The organism is Psychrobacter sp. UBA3483 (assembly GCF_002377905.1).
Classification (GTDB): Bacteria; Pseudomonadota; Gammaproteobacteria; order Pseudomonadales; family Moraxellaceae; genus Psychrobacter.
In genome coordinates this window covers 22,924-43,768 of the sequence record NZ_DFQS01000067.1, presented here as the reverse complement: position 1 = coordinate 43,768, position 20,845 = coordinate 22,924, and the positions used below count along the sequence as shown (strand labels likewise).

General features: G+C 43.6%; 17 protein-coding genes. 6 read left to right on the top strand and 11 right to left on the bottom strand.

Annotated features, from left to right (window positions below; genetic code table 11):
- Window positions 1-318: 318 nt before the first annotated feature.
- From B2866_RS12275 to B2866_RS12265, 3 genes are all read left to right on the top strand, one after another.
- Complete coding sequence (locus tag B2866_RS12275; RefSeq protein WP_296194714.1) at window positions 319-1,908, top strand: TonB-dependent siderophore receptor; 1,590 nt, start codon at window positions 319-321, stop codon at window positions 1,906-1,908.
- Window positions 1,865-2,524: a TonB-dependent siderophore receptor gene (locus B2866_RS12270; protein ID WP_296194710.1), complete on the top strand. Its 660-nt coding sequence runs from the start codon at window positions 1,865-1,867 to the stop codon at window positions 2,522-2,524. The genes B2866_RS12275 and B2866_RS12270 overlap by 44 nt, the downstream gene beginning before the upstream one ends.
- 105 nt (window positions 2,525-2,629) lie before the next feature.
- Window positions 2,630-3,373 (top strand): siderophore-interacting protein, encoded by a 744-nt coding sequence (locus B2866_RS12265; RefSeq protein ID WP_296194708.1) that lies wholly within the window; start codon window positions 2,630-2,632, stop codon window positions 3,371-3,373.
- Between the two features lie 590 nt (window positions 3,374-3,963).
- On the opposite strand, the gene B2866_RS12260 is transcribed toward B2866_RS12265, so the two are convergent.
- Window positions 3,964-4,392 (bottom strand): Rrf2 family transcriptional regulator, encoded by a 429-nt coding sequence (locus B2866_RS12260; RefSeq protein WP_296194704.1) that lies wholly within the window; start codon window positions 4,390-4,392, stop codon window positions 3,964-3,966.
- 258 nt (window positions 4,393-4,650) lie between these two features.
- On the opposite strand from B2866_RS12260, the gene B2866_RS12255 reads away from it, so the two are divergent.
- Entirely contained in the window at window positions 4,651-5,292 is a 642-nt protein-coding gene (locus B2866_RS12255) for an NAD(P)-dependent oxidoreductase (protein WP_296194702.1), read from the top strand.
- Between the two features lie 410 nt (window positions 5,293-5,702).
- On the opposite strand, the gene B2866_RS12250 is transcribed toward B2866_RS12255, so the two are convergent.
- From B2866_RS12250 to B2866_RS12235, 4 genes are all read right to left on the bottom strand, one after another.
- Window positions 5,703-6,581, bottom strand: coding sequence for an ABC transporter ATP-binding protein (locus B2866_RS12250; RefSeq protein WP_296194700.1), 879 nt, complete (start codon window positions 6,579-6,581; stop codon window positions 5,703-5,705).
- 15 nt (window positions 6,582-6,596) lie between these two features.
- Window positions 6,597-7,583 (bottom strand): FecCD family ABC transporter permease, encoded by a 987-nt coding sequence (locus tag B2866_RS12245; RefSeq protein ID WP_296194697.1) that lies wholly within the window; start codon window positions 7,581-7,583, stop codon window positions 6,597-6,599.
- 70 nt (window positions 7,584-7,653) lie between these two features.
- Entirely contained in the window at window positions 7,654-8,436 is a 783-nt protein-coding gene (locus B2866_RS12240; RefSeq protein WP_296194696.1) for a heme/hemin ABC transporter substrate-binding protein, read from the bottom strand.
- A gap of 315 nt (window positions 8,437-8,751) precedes the next feature.
- Window positions 8,752-9,885 (bottom strand): ChuX/HutX family heme-like substrate-binding protein, encoded by a 1,134-nt coding sequence (locus tag B2866_RS12235; protein ID WP_296194694.1) that lies wholly within the window; start codon window positions 9,883-9,885, stop codon window positions 8,752-8,754.
- 346 nt (window positions 9,886-10,231) lie between these two features.
- Here B2866_RS12235 and B2866_RS12230 point away from each other — a divergent pair, with 346 nt between their 5' ends.
- Both B2866_RS12230 and B2866_RS12225 read left to right on the top strand, forming a co-directional pair.
- On the top strand, window positions 10,232-12,409 hold the full coding sequence (locus tag B2866_RS12230; RefSeq protein ID WP_296194691.1) for a TonB-dependent receptor plug domain-containing protein: 2,178 nt from the start codon (window positions 10,232-10,234) through the stop codon (window positions 12,407-12,409).
- A 114-nt stretch (window positions 12,410-12,523) separates the two neighbouring features.
- Entirely contained in the window at window positions 12,524-13,798 is a 1,275-nt protein-coding gene (locus B2866_RS12225; RefSeq protein WP_296194688.1) for an HmuY family protein, read from the top strand.
- 277 nt (window positions 13,799-14,075) lie between these two features.
- On the opposite strand, the gene B2866_RS12220 is transcribed toward B2866_RS12225, so the two are convergent.
- From B2866_RS12220 to phoB, 6 genes are all read right to left on the bottom strand, one after another.
- Window positions 14,076-14,969, bottom strand: a complete 894-nt coding sequence (locus B2866_RS12220) for a hypothetical protein (RefSeq protein ID WP_296194686.1) — start codon at window positions 14,967-14,969, stop codon at window positions 14,076-14,078.
- A 54-nt stretch (window positions 14,970-15,023) separates the two neighbouring features.
- The gene (locus tag B2866_RS12215) at window positions 15,024-15,566 is read right to left on the bottom strand and encodes a DUF3124 domain-containing protein (protein WP_201541474.1); all 543 of its coding nucleotides are present in this window, start codon (window positions 15,564-15,566) and stop codon (window positions 15,024-15,026) included.
- A 17-nt stretch (window positions 15,567-15,583) separates the two neighbouring features.
- Window positions 15,584-16,285 (bottom strand): potassium channel family protein, encoded by a 702-nt coding sequence (locus tag B2866_RS12210; protein WP_296194682.1) that lies wholly within the window; start codon window positions 16,283-16,285, stop codon window positions 15,584-15,586.
- A gap of 112 nt (window positions 16,286-16,397) precedes the next feature.
- On the bottom strand, window positions 16,398-18,173 hold the full coding sequence (locus B2866_RS12205) for a TrkH family potassium uptake protein (RefSeq protein ID WP_296194679.1): 1,776 nt from the start codon (window positions 18,171-18,173) through the stop codon (window positions 16,398-16,400).
- 380 nt (window positions 18,174-18,553) lie between these two features.
- On the bottom strand, window positions 18,554-19,687 hold the full coding sequence (phoR, locus tag B2866_RS12200; RefSeq protein WP_296194676.1) for a phosphate regulon sensor histidine kinase PhoR: 1,134 nt from the start codon (window positions 19,685-19,687) through the stop codon (window positions 18,554-18,556).
- A 21-nt stretch (window positions 19,688-19,708) separates the two neighbouring features.
- The gene (phoB, locus tag B2866_RS12195) at window positions 19,709-20,407 is read right to left on the bottom strand and encodes a phosphate regulon transcriptional regulator PhoB (protein ID WP_296194674.1); all 699 of its coding nucleotides are present in this window, start codon (window positions 20,405-20,407) and stop codon (window positions 19,709-19,711) included.
- Window positions 20,408-20,845: the final 438 nt, after the last annotated feature.

Sequence of the window (20,845 nt, the reverse complement as noted above, 5' to 3'; positions counted from 1 at the left end):
GTGTTGGCTGACACCGGCGCAACCGTGCTGGTTACGCTTAATGCTTTGCGATTATTACGCTTTAAAGGTGCTCCGTCACTTGATGAAAGGGAATAATTGCCAGGTTTTTAAACAATTACTCGCACCTTTTCTCAATGCAGCCATCATTAGTATTTAGAGGCGCTACTAAGTGCTAATATTTAAAATATGAAATTCAAAGCAAAAAACTACCTTTTTTTAATGATAACAATAATCATTAGTGTTATCATTATTTCCGTATTGAACATTCATATCTTTTAACTCAAAACCCTCATCTACTTCTATCTGAAAGGAAATACGATGCCGTCTCTTTTACGTTCCGAATCTGCCCGAAAAAAACAATTAAGAATGGCAGTCAAGATTGGCTTATTAATGAGTATTAGCCATACTGCATACGCTGAAGAAACGGCAAATAGTATTGAAGATGACCAAAATAAAAATGAGAATATTGCTACGGTTAGTTCGACACCAGCGACGACCTTAGATACCATTACGGTTTACGCTGACAGCTACCGTAGTACAGGCACCAAAACTGCATTAGATCCTAACGATGCTCCAATAAGTTATAGCAGAATCAATCAAGAATTATTACAAAAACGCCAAGCAGACAGTGTCAATGCAGCGTTACGTTATGAGCCCGGCGTGAGTACTGAGAGCCGCGGTACGGTATCTATTTTTGATGAATACAACATTCGTGGTTTTAAGACTTATTCCAATTTTTATGATGGATTGCGCCTCCCCTACGACGGCGCTTGGAACCTGATGCCGCAAGTAGACATTTATGCGACTGAAGCGGTAGAAGTGTTAAAAGGCCCAGCATCCTCACTTTACGGCTACGCGGCTCCAGGTGGCATGGTCAATCAGGTCGCCAAAACGCCAAAAAACACCCAAGCATCTGAAGTACAGTTGCGCTTTGGCAATCAAAACCTCAAAGAAGTGGCAGTCGATACGACCGGCCCTATCTCAGATACGCTTAATTATCGCTTGGTGGCGCTAAAACGTAAAAAAGAGGGACAGATGCAGACCACAGAAGAAGAACGCACTTTAATTAATCCGTCATTTGAATGGCGACCGACAGAAGATATCTCCGTTCTTGCCAATCTTTTTTATCAAGACGACCCAGAGATGGTGCCTTCCACTCCGCTGCCGGCTGTTGGGACAGTCTACAATGCCAGTTATGGCAAGCTAGGCAGTGATGCCTACGCAGGAGACGAATGGAATCATTTTAGCAAAGAAGTTCTGATGCCAAGTGTGACTGTCAACTGGGCTATCAATGACAAATTAACTTTTAAGCATATCCTACGCTATACCGATGCCGAAGCGCAGCAACGTAATATCTATAATAGAGGGTTCATTGATAGTAGTGATAAGGTTTTGAAGCGTAGCGCCTACACCACTGATGAGGCGATGACCAACTGGACCACCGACAATCAGCTGGCTTATCAGTTAGATACTGCCAACACCTCGCATAATTTATTATTCGGTGTGGAATATCAAGAAACTGATAGTAGGGCGACTTATCGAGATACGCTCGCCAGCGAAGATTTACCTATTGATCTATCTAAACCTAGTTTTACTCAAGTTAGTACTGACATGCTACCATTGGATACCTATTATCAGAAAGATGATATCGAACAAAGCCAGCTGGGATTTTATATACAAGATGAGATGCAGTGGCAAGATCTGACAGTGGTCGCAGGATTACGCCATGACGATTTTGAAAGTACCAATGAGCAAAAATCAAGCTATCTAGGTTCACCTAGTGAAGAAACTGTTTTTAATGATGCCTCAAAAACCAGTGGTCGTCTTGCTGCTATTTATGATTTTGATAATGGTATATCACCCTATGCCAGCTATTTATTCCCAGTCGTTTCAGCCTGTTGTCGGTAGCAACTTCATTACTAATAAGGCATTTGAGCCCACCACCGCTGACCAGTTAGAGGCTGGTATCAAATATCTGTCCCCAGATCGCGCCACACAAGGAACGTTGGCGGTGTTTGATATTACGCAAAAGAACGTCGTGGTGGCTGATGAAATCAATTATAGAAGCCAAACCCAAACGGGTGAAATTACCTCTAAAGGTTTCGAGGTTTCAGGCAGCCACATGCTAAGTGATTGGGTAGATATTGCTGCAAGCTACAGCTATACCGATGCTGAGATTACCGAAGATGAATTTAACCCTGACGTGGTTGGCAATACGCCAGCACAAACCGCTAAACATAAAGCGACACTGTGGGCAGACTATTACGCCACAGATAAATTGACCCTCAATGCAGGCGTTCGCTATGAAGACGGTATGCAACTTGATAAGCAAAATTCAGACGATCTGCCAAGTGTGACATTGGTAGATATTGGTGGCAGCTATCAAATCAATCCGATGCTCACTGTTGGCGCTAGTATCAATAACCTGTTTGATAAAACCTATGTCGGGACTTGCTACGATAGTAATAACTGCTGGATGGGACCCGAGCGCCAGATGTCCGTCAGTCTAAAGGCCAACTTTTAAACAATATAGAGCTTATCATTACTAGAGAATGTCCATTTTATATACTGGCGTTATCTAAACTGATAACTTAAAAAATAAAACACTTAAATTAAGAAAGGCATTAAAATGGCAAAACCCGCTCCAAGAACATTGAATGTTGTTCGTACCAAATACATCACGCCACAGATGTACCGCGTCACGCTTGGCGGTACTGGCCTGCTTGACTTTCCAGAAGATCAAGAAAGCGCTTATATCAAACTCATATTTCCTCAAGACCATGGGGCTCGGCCACTGATGCGCACTTATACCATTAGTGGACAACGTGAGGATGAAATAGATGTCGATTTTGCTTTGCATGACGCTGAAGGGCCTGCTTCAATGTGGGCACGTAACGCCCAAGTGGGTGAGCAAATATTGGTCGGCGGCCCAGGGCCAAAGAAGCTGATTAATAATGAGGCAGATTGGTTTTTATTGGTTGGTGATATGACAGCGCTACCAGCCATTAGCGTCAATCTTGCCCAGCTACCTGCTGAGGCCTGCGGCTATGCAGTCCTTGAAGTCACCAGTGAAGCAGATAAACAACTACTCAAAAAACCAGACAACGTTGACATTCACTGGGTGATCAACTCACATCCAAATACCGAAAGCAGCCCATTACTTGAAAGGGTTAAAACGCTTACGTGGCTAGCAGGCCAGCCTGCGGTGTGGGCAGCATGTGAATTTCATAGTATGCGCGCCCTGCGCCATCACTTTAAAACATATTTTTCAATACCAAAAACGCATTTATACATATCCAGCTATTGGAAAGTCGATAGCACGGAAGACCAGCATAAAGTTGAGAAGCAGAAAGATGCAAAAAATCTAGCATAATATGCTATTTATACTCAAAAATTGAAGGTTGTACTAACAACAATTTTTGAGCTATGAGTATTAAGTTTCTGACATGAGCTCCACTCATTGTTGGGCTAGGTTACCGGAATTGGAGTTTGTTATAGCTTACTAAGTCATAATCCAGTTAAGAAAATATGCTATACAGTATTCCAGCCGTAAAGAGGAAGAATGAAATTTTATCACCTAGCATCACAGCTAAATGGATCAAGTAATATTTTCCCCATGATATTAGTGGTCTATCCCTTTTGATAGACAGGTTTTTCTAGTCTTCTATTATCAATCGAGGTTAGACATTAGACTTTTTTTGCCAAGGTATCAATAAATAACGATTAGATTAATAAATTCTACAAGAAAGTTGATATTCTTTGATGGAATGAGCTTTAATGCTAGGAGTTCGGCACCCTAGTGAGGACTCGAACCTTTGGCAGTGGGCTAATGATATCGGTATATTGAGTTATTTAGGTAGTCGCGGTGTACTTCGTTGTGTACATGCAGTGAGCTTTTGGATGATTATTTTTGTTTACCATAAGCGCGGTTATGAGAAATCATAAAACATACCCTAAAACCCTCTATTCTTGACTGCGAATCTGCTCAATCACATCCGCAAGCGTTGAACTTTTTAGCTCTTCTCTTAACGCCCCTTCTACCCGATACAAGATCGGATTAATCGCTGATTGAATATGCATCCCTACCAAACAGCGCTCACTGGTATCTTGGTGCACATCAAACAACGCTTGTGACTTATTATCCGCATAAACCGCTTCATATACCGCTAATAGCGGAATCTGCTCTGGTGATTTCGCTAAGCACGCACCGGCAACTCCAGCTTGTGTATGAATCAGCCCTGCTGCTTTTAACAGACTCATGATCTTACGAATCACCGCTGGATTGGTATTAACACTAGAAGCAATAAAGCTTGATGACGTTACCTCGTCTTGATAAATATCCAATACCGCCAAGATATGAATCCCGACTGAAAAACGTGTCGTAATAGACATAGCGCCTCTTTCCTACTTATTTGTTTAATAACTTACAGAATAACATTTTGAGCAACTCACTAGTTTTGACATTTTACGGTCTAAACACTCTTATGAAAAGACAACAATTCTTCAATAATTATTACTAGTTGACTTTAATGAGCCTTCATTTTATCATACCTGTAACTTAAATAGTTACAGGTTCAATTACTATTGAATATTTGTTTCAATATTAACCTCAATATTTCAATACCCATTATTGATAAATAGGAATACATTATGAAAATTGCAATTATCGGTGCTACGGGTCAGGCTGGACGTTTGATTATGCAAGAAGCTTTAGATCGTAGCCACACGGTTACCGCTATTGTTCGTAGTCCAGAAAAATTAGCACAAGAAAGTCCGATCGCCGTGGTCGAAAAAGATATCTTTGCGCTAACTCCTGCAGATTTGACACCATACGATGTGGTGGTTAATGCGTTTAATGCGACTTTTGGTACGGAAGAGCAACATGCAAGCGCAGGTCATGTGTTGATTGAGGCGCTAAAAGGTCAAGCTAATACTCGCCTTGCTATTGTCGGTAGTGGTGGTAGCTTGTTTACTGATGAGAGCCGCAGCGAGCGTGTTCATGAATCAGCCGATTTTCCTGCTCAGTTCTTAGATACGGCATTACAGATGCGCAAAAATTTGGAAGAGCTTCAAAGTACGTCAGATTTGAATTGGGTCTATCTAAGCCCTTGCGGTCTATTCGACGCAGAAGGTAAGCGTACAGGCCGTTATGATACGGGTAGCGATGTGGCTTTAGTAAATAGCAAAGGTGAGGCTTATACCAGCTATGCTGATTTTGCTATTGCTATGCTTGACGAGATTGAGCAGCCTAAACACCATAACGAGCGTTATGCGGTGGTCTCTGAGTCTTAAGGAATAGTCGGTATTAAGTATTAACGACTATTATTTATACCAAGTAGTCGCTTGTTGGTATTGCTGTCGTTCACAGTGATACTAAAATTAATCCAGCTTAAATAGAGGTTGTGGGGTCCTACACAACCTCTATTTAAGATGTTATCCTTTTTGACATAAAGAGGGTTTATGGGAACACAGCATGGTTCTTAGTGAAGATTTGAATTCTAGGCTATACCCCAAGGGAACCAGCTATTTCACCCTTCAAACCTATTAACAGACCACTTAAAACAGACTGCTATATTGGAACTATTTAAAACAGACTATTCTATATGAATTGAATAATAACAGGTTTTGCCAATATGACATGGTTTTATGAAATAAGTGCTTAAATTCTTATACAAACCCAAGCAAATAGTTCGTTGAAAAGTTTACACAAATACCAAGCCATCTTCAGTCTGATGCGCTTTTATATCGACATTATAGGTAGCGCTGAGTCGCTGGCGCGTCATAACCTCAGTAGGCGTGCCTTGGGCAATAACTCGTCCGCCGTTTAGTAACACCACCTCATCGGTATAGCGATGGGCATGGGTTAAATCATGTAAAACCACGAGGATACTTTTGCGCTGCTGATGTACCAGATTGTGCAAATAATGCAGTAAAAAACGCTGATGGCGGATGTCGAGATGGTTGGTCGGCTCATCAAACACCATGATTTTGGTGTCTTGCATCAACGCCCGTACGATAGCCAAGCGCTGCTTTTCACCACCTGATAAGGTTTGCACGCGAGCACTAATTAGATTCGATAGCTCAAAATCTTGCAGCAAGGTTTGCGCGCGTTTGATATGGTAACGATTTGGCCGCTGATACCAAGTAAGACTGGGTGACACACCCAATAGCGCATAATCGAGCACCGTAAGTGGCAGCTCAAAACGCTCATGTTGCCCAACCCAAGCGATATGACCGTCCTGTATGACTGTATTAATAGGCTGACTACCAATCGTAATGTGACCATTGGTCTTCAGTGCTACTCCCGTCTGTTGACCCAACACCGTATGCAGCAGTGTGCTCTTACCTGCGCCATTGGGCCCGATAAAGGCGATCAGCTTTTGACTTGGCACGGTGAGCTTGTCTATTTTTAACAATGTTTTATGACCATGCGAAATATGAATATTCTGCATCGACAATAGTTCGCTTACCTTATCGTTATTTATATTACTTTTTTGAATCGCTTTTTGCATTGACTGCACTGACCGCACGGTTTTTGCTGCCGTAGCGCCGCGTCCACTTTGAAAAAATGAATCAAGCATAGTTATTCCTATCAATTAACGGCGGCTACTGCGCACAAACAGCCAAATAAAGAAAGGGCCACCAAGCAGCGCTAAAACAATGCCAACAGGCACATCCGCCGGATAAGCAACATGCCGCGCTGTGCTATCAATGAGCAGTAATAGTATCGCCCCAAGCCAACCAGACCAAATCATCAGCCGCATACGCCCGCCGCCAAACAAAATAGCCAGCAGGTTTGGCACCATCATGCCAATAAAACCGATGACCCCCGCTAAGGACACCGCCGCCCCTGTCAATAATGCCGAAGCAATCACGACTAAACAACGAACCAGACCCACCTTGATACCCAAGGATTTTGCCGCGGCCTCCCCTAACATTAACCCATCTAACTGCCGACCTAAGGGTAATAAAATAGCCAACCCTAAGATCATAGAAACGATCGCATAGCGCAGTGGTACAAATCCCGCCTCTGCCATACTGCCCGACAGCCAATTGGTCGCGGAGCGCAGCACCATATCATCAGACATAAATAAAATTAGGCTGACCACCGCGGCACAGAACGCACTAATGACAAATCCCAATATCAGCAGACCCATCTGCCCGCCGCCCAAGAACCGATGACAAGCAAGAATAAACAAACACACCAGCACACTACCGCTAAAAGCAGCAAGCGGTATGCCAACGCCACCAAATCCTAAAGCCAATACCAGCACTACCCCAAGTGCTGCGCCACCTGACGTTCCGATTAGGCTCGGATCGGCCAACGGGTTTTCAAACAACGCCTGTAGCGCTGCTCCACTGACAGACAATGCCATACCAACCAGCAGTGCTGTTGCCACGCGCGGATAGCGCAGCTGCCAGATAGTATCGTCAAGATGATTGGGGCTTGACCAGTCGCCAAAGCCTATACCAAGCGCCAGCCAAATCAGTAGCAGTGTTACGGCAACGGGCGCCAGATAATAAAGGCTGTGTTTGTACTTGCTTGATAGGGCGGAGATCGGTGCAGTCAGTGTGTTTGCCATGAAAAGTATCGTTTTATGTAGATAAAAATTCAGTGAGAGATTTGCTTAATTGTGCAAAATTTTGCTTAGGCTATTTTGCAAGTGCATTGAGTTTTTTTAAGACCTCAGGTGACTTTAAGCGATAACGCAAAAAATCATCGGCTGGCCAAAAATGGACGCCGCCACTTTTACCAGCAGCACTGGCCGCAACCTCAGGACGCTTACTAAATTGACTGACCCCGCCAACCACCGCCTTATTATGATCGGCAATGATAATGACATCGGGCTTAGCGGCCAGCCAACCTTCACGTGACATGGGTTTTAACCCCGCTACGTTAGCGGCATTTATCCCGCCCGCCCGCCGAATCAGCTCATCGCCTACCGTGCCCTTACCTGCAACGATACGGCCATCATAACTTAGCAGATAGCGCTTACCGGTTTTTGCCCTAGGGCTCATCGCTACCTGCCAACGCTGTGCAAGCTGCGATCCTGCAGATTTTTTATCGACATAACTGCCGATGGATTTGATACTGCTGGCAAAGGTGCTGACTTCTTCTTTGGGCGCGACATTGACTGCTTTAACTTTTAGTCCATTTAGACGCTGATAAATACTCGCCGGCTGTACCATATAACTCCCAAGCGCCAAATCTGGTTTGACGGCCAAAACCGACTCGGCGGTGATATTGCGGTGCGTGCCAACTGCTGGCACGTTTTTTAACGCTGGGTTGTTATTGGTCGCATCTTTACCAACCAATTTATCGCTCGCGCCTAGTGCCACCACGATATCTGCAACATCAGGGCTCATCGCGACAATGCGCTCATAAGCTTGAGCGGAAAGCGATGGCACGGCAACTGTTCCAATCATGATGGTCATGTTAAATGCTGCTCTGCTAAAAGATGAGCTTGTTGTTAAAGAACTTTTTGCTATTATTTTTTTTGTATATTGTGCTAATTGTTGGTTTGGTAATTGCTTTGTGGTGACCTGCTTTGAGAATTGAAAAGACATACGCATTCCTAATTTGCTAACGTAAAAACGACCCGATTGATAGTACAATTGGCGTTTATGAATTATCCAAAAGCGCTCACACAACCGCGATGCTTTATCCGTTATGTGAGTGGCAGTTGTATGAGTATCAGTTATATGACTGGCAGCATCGCAAAATTTAATGACTGATTTTTTATGACTGGTTTACGCGCTCTCTGCTTCAGCTATCATCACGGGCGCTAACGCTTCTGCGTGTGAGTGTTTTTCGACAATCTGAGCGACGATTTGCTGCCACTCTACAAGCTCAGGCGTGCCTTCAATGCGCTGACCAAATACGCTAAATACACTAGATCCTTTATTATCAAAACCTTCAATACAAGTCACGATGCCATCTTTGGTTGGACGCTTAACGCACCATACTTGCGCCAATGCCTTGTCTTTTAAGTGCAAAGTGAAGTCATTATGGTCTTTATCTAACACATTAAACCAGTCGCCCACACGCTTGAGCGTCTGTACGGTGCCCGTTTGGATTTGTACCAAACCACTATTGCCAACAAACGTCATAATTGGACATTTGGCATCGCGGGCCTTTTCATACACCGCTTCGACAGCGCTAATATTCAGTCGATGCGTCATTTTTTCAGGTGCCTGCTGGTAGCTGCTGGCACGATCGATATCAAGATTTTTTAGTAATGAATGAAACTGGTGCACATCCGTCATCTCTTGCCAGCCTTTTTGTAGCTGCGTACGCTCCGCCTCGCTCAGCGCCTTATAGCGCCACTCATTAAGCGGCTCTTGCGCTTTTAATGTCACCTCAGCTACATTAACCGTTTGCAACTGCGCCCCAATCATCGCTTGCCAACGGCTAATATTCTCATCACTTAATTCTCGTAGATATACTTTATCAATCGCGCCGCCCTCTGCGTTATAAAACTGAATACTATAAGAAGGCTTGTCGGCACGGCTGGTATCGGTTACTGCCAGCATGTGCTGCCATTGCCACATAAAAAATCGCAGATCTAAACCACCGACATTGAGCGCCAAACCCATCTTTTCACCAAGCTTAAGATTGTGATATGGCGCGGTTTTTTCATGTACGGCCAGCTCATTTCTGACGATGCTTTCAACCTCGCCAAAGTTTTCAAATTGCTTTAACACCGCTTTGCACTGCTCACCAATGTACTGACTGTAAGGTGATGCGAGCATTAGCTCAAACTCACTCACTCCTAGCGCCGCTGCCCCTTCTGTCGGAAACAGCATCGGCGTTTTTGCTTTGAGCGTTTGGTACTGTTGCCACAGCTCAGTATTTTTTTTGGTTAACGATAATGGTTGACGCATAATTCTCTCCATAAAATAGTTGGTAATAAAAACCAATCAGCTTAGCTTTATCAGTTAAAGAAACAAATGCATAAAAAATAGCAGCGATATTGAACGGAAAATATTATGGCAACATTTTTTTAGTTTGTAAATAGAAACAATTATCATTTACATGTTGATAATTATTATCGTTTGAAATATGATGTCTTGGCTTTGTTACTGCCGATAATGAATTGCGTAACAAATCCTTGAAGAATTACACCCAAGAAAGTCTCTTTGTAAGCATTTTTGCTTGTAAAGCATTTTGATAGAAAAAAGTATTCAGCAACTCTATTTTCCTTCTTTATTTACGATGGTCGTTTTATTTATGTCGATTTTAGCGCCTCAACTTCCTTTAACTTATCCAAGATTGCCCACTGCTCCATCACAGCTGCGCCGTAACTCTTTAGCTATTAGCATCGCGTTAGCATTGTTTGCATTAGCGCCAGTTCCAGCGCAGGCTGCTCCACTTCTCGCAGAAAATAATGTTGCTACCACTGACGACGCCATGCCAAGCATACGTTTAGACCCCATCGTCGTAACTGCCACCCGCTCTGAGCGCGCCTTAAGCGATGCGCCAGTTGCAATGCAAGTGCTTAGCCGCCAACAGCTCGATGACAACCATGCTCATACGTTAAAAGAAGCGCTAGCCCTCCTGCCCAATGTTTACTTACGCGAAGTCCATGGCAAGACAGGCTACGAGGTCAGCATGCAAGGCTTTAGCGGTGATCAGGTATTGGTATTGATTGATGGCTTACCGATTACCGCTAGCACTGGCTCGACGGTAAATTTAAATCAATACATGAATATGGATATCGAACAAATAGAAGTGGTACAAGGAGCGGCGTCAGCGCAGTTTGGTAGCGCGGCAATGGGCGGCGTTATTAATATCATCACCAAACCTATTGGCGCGGCGACGGGGCATATCACCACCGAGGTTGCCAGTAACGGTCAGCAAAATCCTTCTGGTAAAAAGTTAGATGCCAATAAGCGTTATGTAGAAGCCAGTATTGAGGGCGCCTTAGACAAAGACCAGCGCTTTCATGCTCGCCTATCAGGCTCGTATCTTGATAATGATGGCTTAAGCTTAGACCATAAAGCATGGCCCAGACTAAAGGACGCCAGCGAGCAGTCGCAAGTTAGCGCGCGCTTGAGCTATCACCCTGATGGTAAAGGCATGTCAAACGATAGCAATAGTAGCGACGATAGCCGAGTGGTCAAAAACACTCAGTATTGGCTAGAAGCCAGTCACTATAAAGAAGACGATGTCAGCCGCTTTAATTATTATGTGGCGCCGCGCTATTTGGCACAGCAGCGAGATGAGCACATTACTAAGCAGCGCTTTAGTGTTGGTGCGCGCGCTGATATCACGCCGCATAAGGAGGATCACAGCAAGACGTATCGACTGTCCGCTCAAGCGCTGCATGAGGACTATCAAAGTGAGTCTAATACTAAAACCCAGCAGACCATCACCAGCGCCCGTGATACCGACATCAGTACGACATTGGCGCAAGCGCAGCTCGATCTACCGGCGTTGGTACTATCCGATAAACACAGCCATCTTATCCAAGTCGGCGGTCAAGTCCAACAAGACACACTTAGCCAAACCAAAAACCAAGTAAGCGAGTTGATCAGCGATGAAGTCAGCCGCGATGTCGGTGAGCTATACCTACAAGACGATTGGCTGATTGGTGACAATTGGGAAGTCTTAAGCGGTATTCGCTATCAAAACGATGAAGACTTTGGTGATCATATCGCGCCAAAGGTATCGCTCAAATACAATCATTTAGACACGAGCGGTCGCGAGCACATCTTGCGCGGTAGTATCGGCGGCGGTTACCGTGTACCAAATCTAAAAGAACGCTACTACGTCTTTGATCATAGCAATTTAGGCTACAAAGTGCTGGGCAATCCCGACTTGCAGCCTGAAACCTCAACCAGTTACCAAATCGGCTATCAAGGTCAGCTGAGCGATAATGTCAATTTAACGGTTAATGGTTTTTATAATGACGTTGACGACCTTATCCAAACCGACGAGGACAACGCGACCTTTGATGGCAATATCGCCGTTTACAAATATATGAACGTCGATAGCGCCAAAACCTATGGCGGCGATATCGGTATCGACTGGCAAGTGGACGAGCGCGCCAAACTACAAGCCAGCTATGCGTATCTCAAGACCCACAACAATGTCACCGATACCGAGCTGACCTATAAGCCCAACCACAAAGCCATGCTAGCGCTTGATTATCAAATTAATGACAAGTTACAGCTGATCCCGCGCCTTAACTACGAATCCAAACAGCTCGTCAGCACCAGCGCGCAGACGTACTCACCGTCTTGGTGGACGCTCGATAGCAAGCTCAACTATGACATGACGGCAAATCTGAGCATATACGCGGCGGTTAATAATATCTTTGATGTGCAGCGAGATGTCACCGATGCCAGTGACTATCGCCCGATCGACAATCGTGAATGGTTATTGGGTGCCAGCTACCACTGGTAAGCCTTTGCTCATACTTATCTTAAAGCAACTCTTTTAAAGCCATTCTTTAAAAAAAACTCTGTCTAAGCGCTGTTTTTAACTTTAGCCAAAACAATAACCATCAAGGAGCCCGAAATGACCAAAACTACCCCAGCAGTGAGCACCAAACTGACCAAATTGGCCTTACTTTTTAGCAGCAGCCTGCTAGCTCTCAGCATAACCGGCTGCGGTGGCGGCAGTGATGACTCGAGTAATAACAATACCGGAAATGGCGGTAATAGCGATAACAAGCCACCTGTGAGCACAGCGAGCTTTAGTGAAACGGCCACGTGGCAAGTCACCAATCTAGCGCCTGACGCCGTTACTTGTTATGACTTTGATGCCAAAGCTGAAAGCTCGTGTGATGGAGAGACGTGGGATATTAAGTTTGAAAACCAAGCGCGTTCGGTCAAGCTTTGGTCAAATAGTGGTGATTCTGGCGCAGGTTTGGGCGGGGTTTTTGGCTTGATTGACTGGTCTGACTTGGGTCGTTATAAAAATGCCACCCTTGATCCTGATACAGGTCGCGACATTACCATGCATTACAATGAAGATCGCAGCGGCGGGATTTTTGCCGCTAAGCCTTGGTTTGAATACAACTTGCAAGGTAATCATCAGCTATATCCCAACAACCGTGTCTATCTTGTCACCACAGACAATAGCAGCGCCATGACAGACAGCAGCGTGCAGCAGCCTATCTATGCCATGCAAATTACCAACTACTATAATGATGCTGGGAAATCTGGCTACCCAACTATTCGCTGGATTGATACGGCGCTACCAGACAAGGTACAGACAACAATCATCAACGCCACAGGCAATGATAACTGGGTGTATTTTGATCTAACCACAGGACAAAGTAACACCGATAAAAATAGCACTTGGCAGATTGGCTTTAAGCGTAATGATGTGATTTTGAATGGCGGGGATTCTGCGACTGGTAACAATAAAGGCAAAGTTGGTGGCTACCTCGCTGCTACGCCAGCTGGCTATTATGATGCGCAAGGTAAACCCATTACCAGTCAGTTTATCACCGATGGTAGAGAAGCTACCTTATCCAACCTTACCAATACCGCTGTATATGATAAACCGCTGAGCGCTAGAAGCTGGGTGATCGATAGCAAAGGCTCGGATCTCAACCCTGCGTATACTGGCAACTTCCCAAATCTGGACTTTGGCTGGTACACCTACAATGGCATGACCCATCAGCTAAACGCCAAGCCGCTTGATAGCGCACAAGGCGCACTCATCCGATCTGCCGAAGGCAATAGCTATGCGCGCATGCGTTTGGATAAAATCAACTATCCTGATAGCACAGCGACAACGGCGACCTCGTGGGAGTTTAAACTAGATATTCAGCCGGCTTCTTAATACACAAGGATAAAAGCAAAAGTATTACCTCCATTATTGAGTAATCACTTTTCAGTTTCTATTATAGTGAGTGAAAAGTAATATCGTTACATCACGCACTGCTGATATCCATTTTTCTTGCTTGCTGTGCCTGCGCAGACAGAGGCTACAAAAAATTGATATCAGCAATACCGTCGCGTTTTTAGGATACTTTTACTATAGTTAAGTCATAAAGTTAAAAAAAACTGTCTGCTATTTATTTCTAGTAGACAGAGCTTTTGCTGTCTATGGTTAATTGTTAAGAACAGCCTTCGACCAAATAGATCGCTGCTGGTATCCCAATATCAATACTCTCTACCTCACCTTTTAACAGACTTTTCTTATCTGCCGTCCAATCACTCGCCTTTATTTTATGCTCGTTAAGCGTTTGACCGCCCTTAATATAATATTTAATTTGTAAGGGCAATTTATCTTCTTTATTATTAAGCTTGATATTTTCAGCTTTTAAGGACTCTCTAAGCTCGGGTTCTTTTATCACTTTAAAATTGACGTTAGCAATCAAGTTATAATATTCACCATCAACCGCGTATTTATCGACTTCATAAGTCAGCTTATTATCATGCGCTTGCATCACCTCTGCTACTGCATCGCCAACATGGATGTCTGTATAAAACGCTATGTTTGGATCCTGAATAGCAATCAAAGCAACTTTGTCATCGATGATCTGATATAGCACAGAAGCACGTTTGCCGTACTCTTTATCTATATAGTTTAGTGCTGGATTACTGACGTAATAGCACTGCTCGTTGTCAGTTTTTTCTTTGGTCAGTCCTAACTTACTCAGTAATTCTGGGCTAATAGCCTGCCCAAAGTTTAGCTTTTGGTAGCCCGATGGATTGACAGTTTTATCATTGGATAACTTTTCTGCTTCGTTATTTTGTGCTTTATCCGCCGTAGCAGGACTTATAGGCGCAGGGTTTATAGAACTAGAATTGATAGGCACACCATCTTTCTCAGCCGTATTTTTATCTATATTATCCGTTTGCGCTGCGACATTATCATTTTTATTTTCATTCGAATTTGCAGGCCGCGAATCACAACCTGCCAGCAGTTGTGCCGTACCGAGCAATACAGTGGTAAGCAGCACCGTTTTAATCGTTTGCAAAGATGAGCCTTGGGTAAAATCTAACATGGCAACGCTCCTAAATTTGGATTATCCATCTTCATAAAGCATAAACAACCATCACTACAAAACCGGCGTACCCTGCGTGCTAAAAGCAAAGCCTTTATTGCTAAAATTACCAATCATCACGGCCTCGATGACGGGCTTGACGGTTTCATCTATCCCTTCAACTTCAATGATAAATTTTGCCCCAGAACCGCCTTTATCCTCTTCTTTTTCGACGATATAATTTAACGTCGCCATGGCGGGCAGCTCAATAGGCTCTTTTAGATAGGATTTTACCAACTCGCCATCGGTACTGTAATAATCTATCTTATTAATATAGAGTGATTTTTTTAAGGTAGTATTGCGCACGCTCAAGGTCGCAGAGAGTAAAACCTTACGATTATCCCTATCAGTATAAATATCTGAGTAAATTGGCACATAAAAAGTTTGTTTATAGCCAAACTGGCTGTGATCGACTTTTTTAGACCGCTTCTCAAGCTCTTGAATAGGGTCTTGATGCTTCTCTGAAAACATCACATTTGGGTTTTGTTTTGACTCATCACAGCCGCTGAACAGCATGAGACTGGCAAGACATAGCACGGATATGCAGCTTTTATTCATAACGTTATCCCTAGCGGTTAGTGTACTTTAACCCCGACACTACGTAAAAAAGTATTGATATGTTTGTTGGCACCATAAACCACCAATACATCATTTTCTTGCAGGACTTGCTCTGCTGTCGCCAGTCCCTGAATGCTAGGTTTGCGCTGCTGACGTCCAAAGCTGTCTTCGTAATGCTCATAGCGCATGGTGCTCAATAGCTTAATATTAAACCTATTTTCTAGCTGTAATGTCGCTATTTGTTTGCCAATCAAAGGAGCAGGAATAGCAATCTCGACAATACTAAAGTGCTCCGTTAAGCTAAACGAGTCAACGTAATAACGCAGCGATAGGCGTTTTGCCCAGCGCATCGCCGATTCTTTTTCAGGATGAAAAATATCATCGACGCCAATCGCTTGCAGTACTTTTTCATGCAAGGGATTGATACTACGGCTGATTAAGCGCTTGGCTTTGAGAGTTTTAAACAGTGCCGTTGCCATAATATTGGCGCCTTCGTCTTCGCCAACCGCCACCACCACTATATCGGTATCCATAATAGGTAAGCCATTGACGGTATATTCGTCGGTGGCATCCATACAGATAGTATGAGTGATGGCTTCTTTATAGGCTTCAACTTTCTGCATACTGCTATCAATGGCGATGACTTCATGACCTTGGCTCGTCAGTGCTATGCCTAACGAAGAACCAAAACTGCCCAAACCTGCAATGATGTATTTCATAATATTCCTTGTCACTCATGCCATCGTAAAAGCAGCAATCGTGACGTATTTAGTTAATACTTAATGAGTTATAAATTATTTTTTTAATTAACATTTTTTAATTAATATTAAGTTAATTGATAGTAATCTCTTCAGTCGGATAACGATAGTTAAGCTGATATCTATTCTTCAGTAGCGCAATAAATATCGTCAACATCCCCACCCGCCCGACAAACATAATCACCGAGACAACCAGCTTATTAAAGGTCGATAGCTCGGTGGTCAAATTTAAGCTCAAACCAACCGTGCTATAAGCAGAAAAACATTCAAAAATCACTTTAATCAAATCAAGCTCGGGCTGATCGTAGCTGATAAGGGTGACGCCCATACCAATGACAAATAAAGACAGCCACATAATGGAAAACGCCCGGCGGATAGAGATGTCAGCAATCTCGCGCTGAAACACTTCAACCTTGGTCTGACCACGCGCTAAGCTCAAGGTATTTAACACCGCAATGGCAAAGGTGCTGGTTTTTATACCGCCGCCGGTTGAGTTTGGTGACGCCCCAATCCACATCAAAAAAATCGTCAGCATAATGGTCGGGAACGCCAGCGCATCCATATCGGCAATATTAAAGCCTGCCGTCCGCGGAGTTGCTGCCGTAAATAGCCCTGTGATGAGTTTTGCAAAAAAACTCTGATGCTCAGCAAGGATGCCGTTGTATTCAAATAATACGACTCCGACCAGCCCAATAAGCAATAAAGCGCCGGAGGTAATTAGCGTAATACGGCTATTGATACTCAGCAGCCATGGCTGATAGCCAAATCTTGGGTCATTATGAAAAAGCGCCCGCTGCGCACGGTGGCGCAGATAACGCAGTAGATTGACGATAATAATAAAACCCATGCCGCCAAATAAGAACGTGGTACTAATGATAAGCTGCAAAGGATAATTAAAGCGTAGCGACTCATCGTATAAGCCGGCGCTAAAGGTCGAAAATCCTGCATTACAAAAGGCAGAGATAGCATGAAATACCGAGAAATACACTCTTTGGGCAAAGCTCATCCCTGGCAAATCATAAATACTTATAAAAATCAAAATAGCAGCCAATGCTTCAACGCCAAAAGTCACATACAAAATGGACTTAATGGTGGTGACCATATCGCCGATGCGCCGTGAGACGTTCATCTCACTGATACTGAGCTGCGTCTCATAACTGACCCCACCTTTAAAAAAGTAGCTAAAATAGGTCACAAAAGTCAAAATCCCCAGACCGCCGATTTGAATCAGCCCGATGATAATCAGCTGCCCAAACGTGGTAAAACGAGTTGCCGTATCCACCACAATCAGCCCTGTCACACAGACCGCACTGGTAGCCGTAAATAGCGCATCGACAAAGGATATCGGCTCAGTAGTGGCATTCGGCATCATCAATAGTGCGGCACCGATCAATATCACCGATAAAAAGCTTAGGATAAAAAACTGACCAGGGTTTAAAAATGCCCGATTAAGGCTAAAATTATTGTCCGATATCTCACGGATAAAGGTGACAAAAACAGCAATTTTAATCGCCACAAAACCATCAACTGGCATCGACAGTCCTGAGCGCGCCAGCTCAAAGAAATGCACCGCCAACAGCATAAAAATAGCGCCACTGGTCAGCAAATCAAAAACCGCAACTTTGTTAACCGCGAATTTATTAACTGACGAGCGCGTCTTTGAGCGAAGATAGCGCCATACCGTGGCTATAAAACCCAATAGAATAATGATTAGATAAAAAATATGAAAAATATGCTGTAGCCATGTCGTGAGGTTAAAACCACTATCAACAAAAGCAATCCCGATGCCAATGGCGCTGATAATAATAGTGAATCTATTCAACAGCCGATATAGTAGGGCTGGATGCATAGTCTAATTCCGTGAAAGGAGTAACGATAATACTTATACGCCTTTTTTTTGCCATTCCCTAAAACTGTTTCTGAATAATCGTAACCAGTTATGACATTTTTTTTGCTTGTTTTTGGTGCAGCTGTAAGTATCGCGTGCGCAGTAGAATGGAGAGCTTTTTAGTAGCAAAACGGCGGCATAAAAAAACCCACTTATCGGTCAGTAGAGTTGCTACAGAAATGGTTATTAAAATTTAGAAGCTGACTAAAACAAGGCATTATTAAAAGGTATTGTTAAATTATCATAATCGCTATGTTGAATTGACGAAGGAAGCTAAACGACAATAAACCTAAAAGCTCAAGGCTCAAGGCTAAAAGCCAAGCAATTTAAAGGTAAGAAACTCAATCTATAGCAGCTGAACGAATATGAGCAGTAGGAAATACGGCGCTAAAGGTGGAGCCTTTGCCTTCTGTCGATGCGATTTGCAGAGTCGTATCATATTGATATAACACATGCTTGACTATTGCTAGCCCCAATCCCGTACCACCTGTCGCCCGACTGCGACCGCTATCTACCCGATAAAAACGCTCGGTCAACCGCGCGACGTGCTCGGGCGCAATACCAATACCATCATCACTGACCGCAAAGCGACAGCCTTCTGCTACTTTTGCCCAACTGATAACGATATTGCCGCCTTTTGGCGTATATTTAATGGCATTGATGACCAAATTGGATAACGCACTGTTTAAATACATCTCCGAGCCGTAGAGACCATCATAGGTATCTATCTGCAGGTGCAGCGTATGGCCGTATTCTTGGTTATACGCCTGCGCGTCGTCATAGACATGGGTGAGCAGCTTAGTCATATCAATATAATGCAGCTCATGCGTCTCTTCGATTTCAATTCGTGATAACAATAATAAGTCATTGACCACCCTATTCATACGCGCAGTCTGCTGCGTCATTAGCTCAAACCCGCGTCGCCATTGCCGCGGCATTTCTTCTTGATCGGAAAAATTCTCCAGATAGCCCATCAGTACAGTGAGTGGCGTTCGTAACTCATGCGAGACATTTGCCACAAAGTCGCGGCGCATTTGCTCTAAGTGTTGTAAGCGGGTCACATCATAAATAATTAGTAGCTTTTCATCGCCAAAAGGTGTGAGTTCACATTTAAGATAACGGTTAGGGTCTTGCCATGACTTCATGTGTACGCCATCATTGGGCGTGATCTTATTCTGATAGTACTGACGAAACTCAGGGACATTAATAAAGTCAAAAATACTTTTGCCATGATCCGTTGTCTGCAACAATAATAAATCTTCGGCGGCCTGATTCCACCACTCCAAACCATCGTCACCATTGAGCAAGATAACTGCATCTCGCAATGCGCGTAAGGCACTTCTGATTTTTTGAAGCTGATCGGGAGAATTTTGCTGCAAAATTTGATGGTCCTGTTGTTTTTTACTTTTTTGCTCTTTATTTTGTTGTTCTTTATTTTGTTGAGCATTTTCTGGTTGGGCGTTTTTTTCAAGCATTGTTATGCAGACCTCTTATTTTTATTGAACCAAACTAGAAAACCGATAACCTGTCCCGCGCACCGTTTGAATCAAGGTACTACAATCGTAAGGCTGGAGCAGTTTACGTAAACGCCTGATATGCACATCAATCGTGCGATCTTCGATATAGACATTACCGCCCCAGACCTGATCGAGCAATTGAGTGCGCGTATAAGCGCGCTCTGGATGACTCATAAAAAACGCTAATAATCGATATTCTGTCGGCCCGATATCAAGGACTGTATTGTCAGCGGTGATGCGTTGGCTTTTGGGATCGAGGCTAAGCTTACCTATTTCGATCGGCTTATCGCTACTGAGCGCACGACTACGCCGTAACACCGCTTTGATTCTGGAGATTAATTCACGCGTTGAAAAGGGTTTGGTCATATAGTCATCAGCGCCCGCATCAAGTCCATGAACCTTACTATCTTCCTCACTTTTGGCGGTCAGCATAATTACGGGTATCTCGCCCAGCATTTCATCACTTTTTAGCATGCGGCAAAAATCAATACCGCTTTTATCGCCTGGTAACATCCAATCGAGCAAAATCAGCGCAGGTCTGTGATCGACCACTTGCTGATGCGCCTCTGCGACGTCAGCCGCTTCTAAACTCTCAAAGCCCGCCATCTCTAGCGTCATTACCACCATCTCACGAATTGCAGGTTCATCTTCTACAATCAAAATCTGCTCACTGCGCATACCATAGCCTTATTATTAAATGACAAAGTTGAAAGTTAAAGTTAAAAGACAAAAACGTAGAAATAAATAAAACAATATTAAATGCCAATGCCTACCCATTAAACGGCTTAATTATGACAGTTTAATGACATTGAGTTTGAAATCCGCTTTTACGAAAACGCCTGCCCATATCATAACGATTTTTGTACAAGATATCAGCCGTCATTAGAAGCATTTCTACCCTTTATCACACGTCTATTTTAATTAAATGACTTTTTTCATAAAAATGTCTTATTTCATCAAACTGTCATATTTGCGCGGCACAATGGGCTCATCGACCACCAAGCGTCTTTGCAGTAAATCATTTTTAATAAAGCGTTATGAACAAAGCAGTATGAATAAAGCACCATTTATAAAACATCGAAATCAGCTCTGTTATTCATAAATATCCAATACTCA

Excerpts from the sequence above, each read along its gene's own strand:
- B2866_RS12275 (WP_296194714.1), top strand. The coding sequence starts at position 319 with ATGCCGTCTCTTTTACGTTCCGAATCTGCCCGAAAAAAACAATTAAGA.
- B2866_RS12270 (WP_296194710.1), top strand. The coding sequence starts at position 1,865 with ATGCCAGCTATTTATTCCCAGTCGTTTCAGCCTGTTGTCGGTAGCAAC.
- B2866_RS12265 (WP_296194708.1), top strand. The coding sequence starts at position 2,630 with ATGGCAAAACCCGCTCCAAGAACATTGAATGTTGTTCGTACCAAATAC.
- B2866_RS12260 (WP_296194704.1), bottom strand. The coding sequence starts at position 4,392 with ATGTCTATTACGACACGTTTTTCAGTCGGGATTCATATCTTGGCGGTA.
- B2866_RS12255 (WP_296194702.1), top strand. The coding sequence starts at position 4,651 with ATGAAAATTGCAATTATCGGTGCTACGGGTCAGGCTGGACGTTTGATT.
- B2866_RS12250 (WP_296194700.1), bottom strand. The coding sequence starts at position 6,581 with ATGCTTGATTCATTTTTTCAAAGTGGACGCGGCGCTACGGCAGCAAAA.
- B2866_RS12245 (WP_296194697.1), bottom strand. The coding sequence starts at position 7,583 with ATGGCAAACACACTGACTGCACCGATCTCCGCCCTATCAAGCAAGTAC.
- B2866_RS12240 (WP_296194696.1), bottom strand. The coding sequence starts at position 8,436 with ATGACCATCATGATTGGAACAGTTGCCGTGCCATCGCTTTCCGCTCAA.
- B2866_RS12235 (WP_296194694.1), bottom strand. The coding sequence starts at position 9,885 with ATGCGTCAACCATTATCGTTAACCAAAAAAAATACTGAGCTGTGGCAA.
- B2866_RS12230 (WP_296194691.1), top strand. The coding sequence starts at position 10,232 with ATGTCGATTTTAGCGCCTCAACTTCCTTTAACTTATCCAAGATTGCCC.
- B2866_RS12225 (WP_296194688.1), top strand. The coding sequence starts at position 12,524 with ATGACCAAAACTACCCCAGCAGTGAGCACCAAACTGACCAAATTGGCC.
- B2866_RS12220 (WP_296194686.1), bottom strand. The coding sequence starts at position 14,969 with ATGTTAGATTTTACCCAAGGCTCATCTTTGCAAACGATTAAAACGGTG.
- B2866_RS12215 (WP_201541474.1), bottom strand. The coding sequence starts at position 15,566 with ATGAATAAAAGCTGCATATCCGTGCTATGTCTTGCCAGTCTCATGCTG.
- B2866_RS12210 (WP_296194682.1), bottom strand. The coding sequence starts at position 16,285 with ATGAAATACATCATTGCAGGTTTGGGCAGTTTTGGTTCTTCGTTAGGC.
- B2866_RS12205 (WP_296194679.1), bottom strand. The coding sequence starts at position 18,173 with ATGCATCCAGCCCTACTATATCGGCTGTTGAATAGATTCACTATTATT.
- phoR (WP_296194676.1), bottom strand. The coding sequence starts at position 19,687 with ATGCTTGAAAAAAACGCCCAACCAGAAAATGCTCAACAAAATAAAGAA.
- phoB (WP_296194674.1), bottom strand. The coding sequence starts at position 20,407 with ATGCGCAGTGAGCAGATTTTGATTGTAGAAGATGAACCTGCAATTCGT.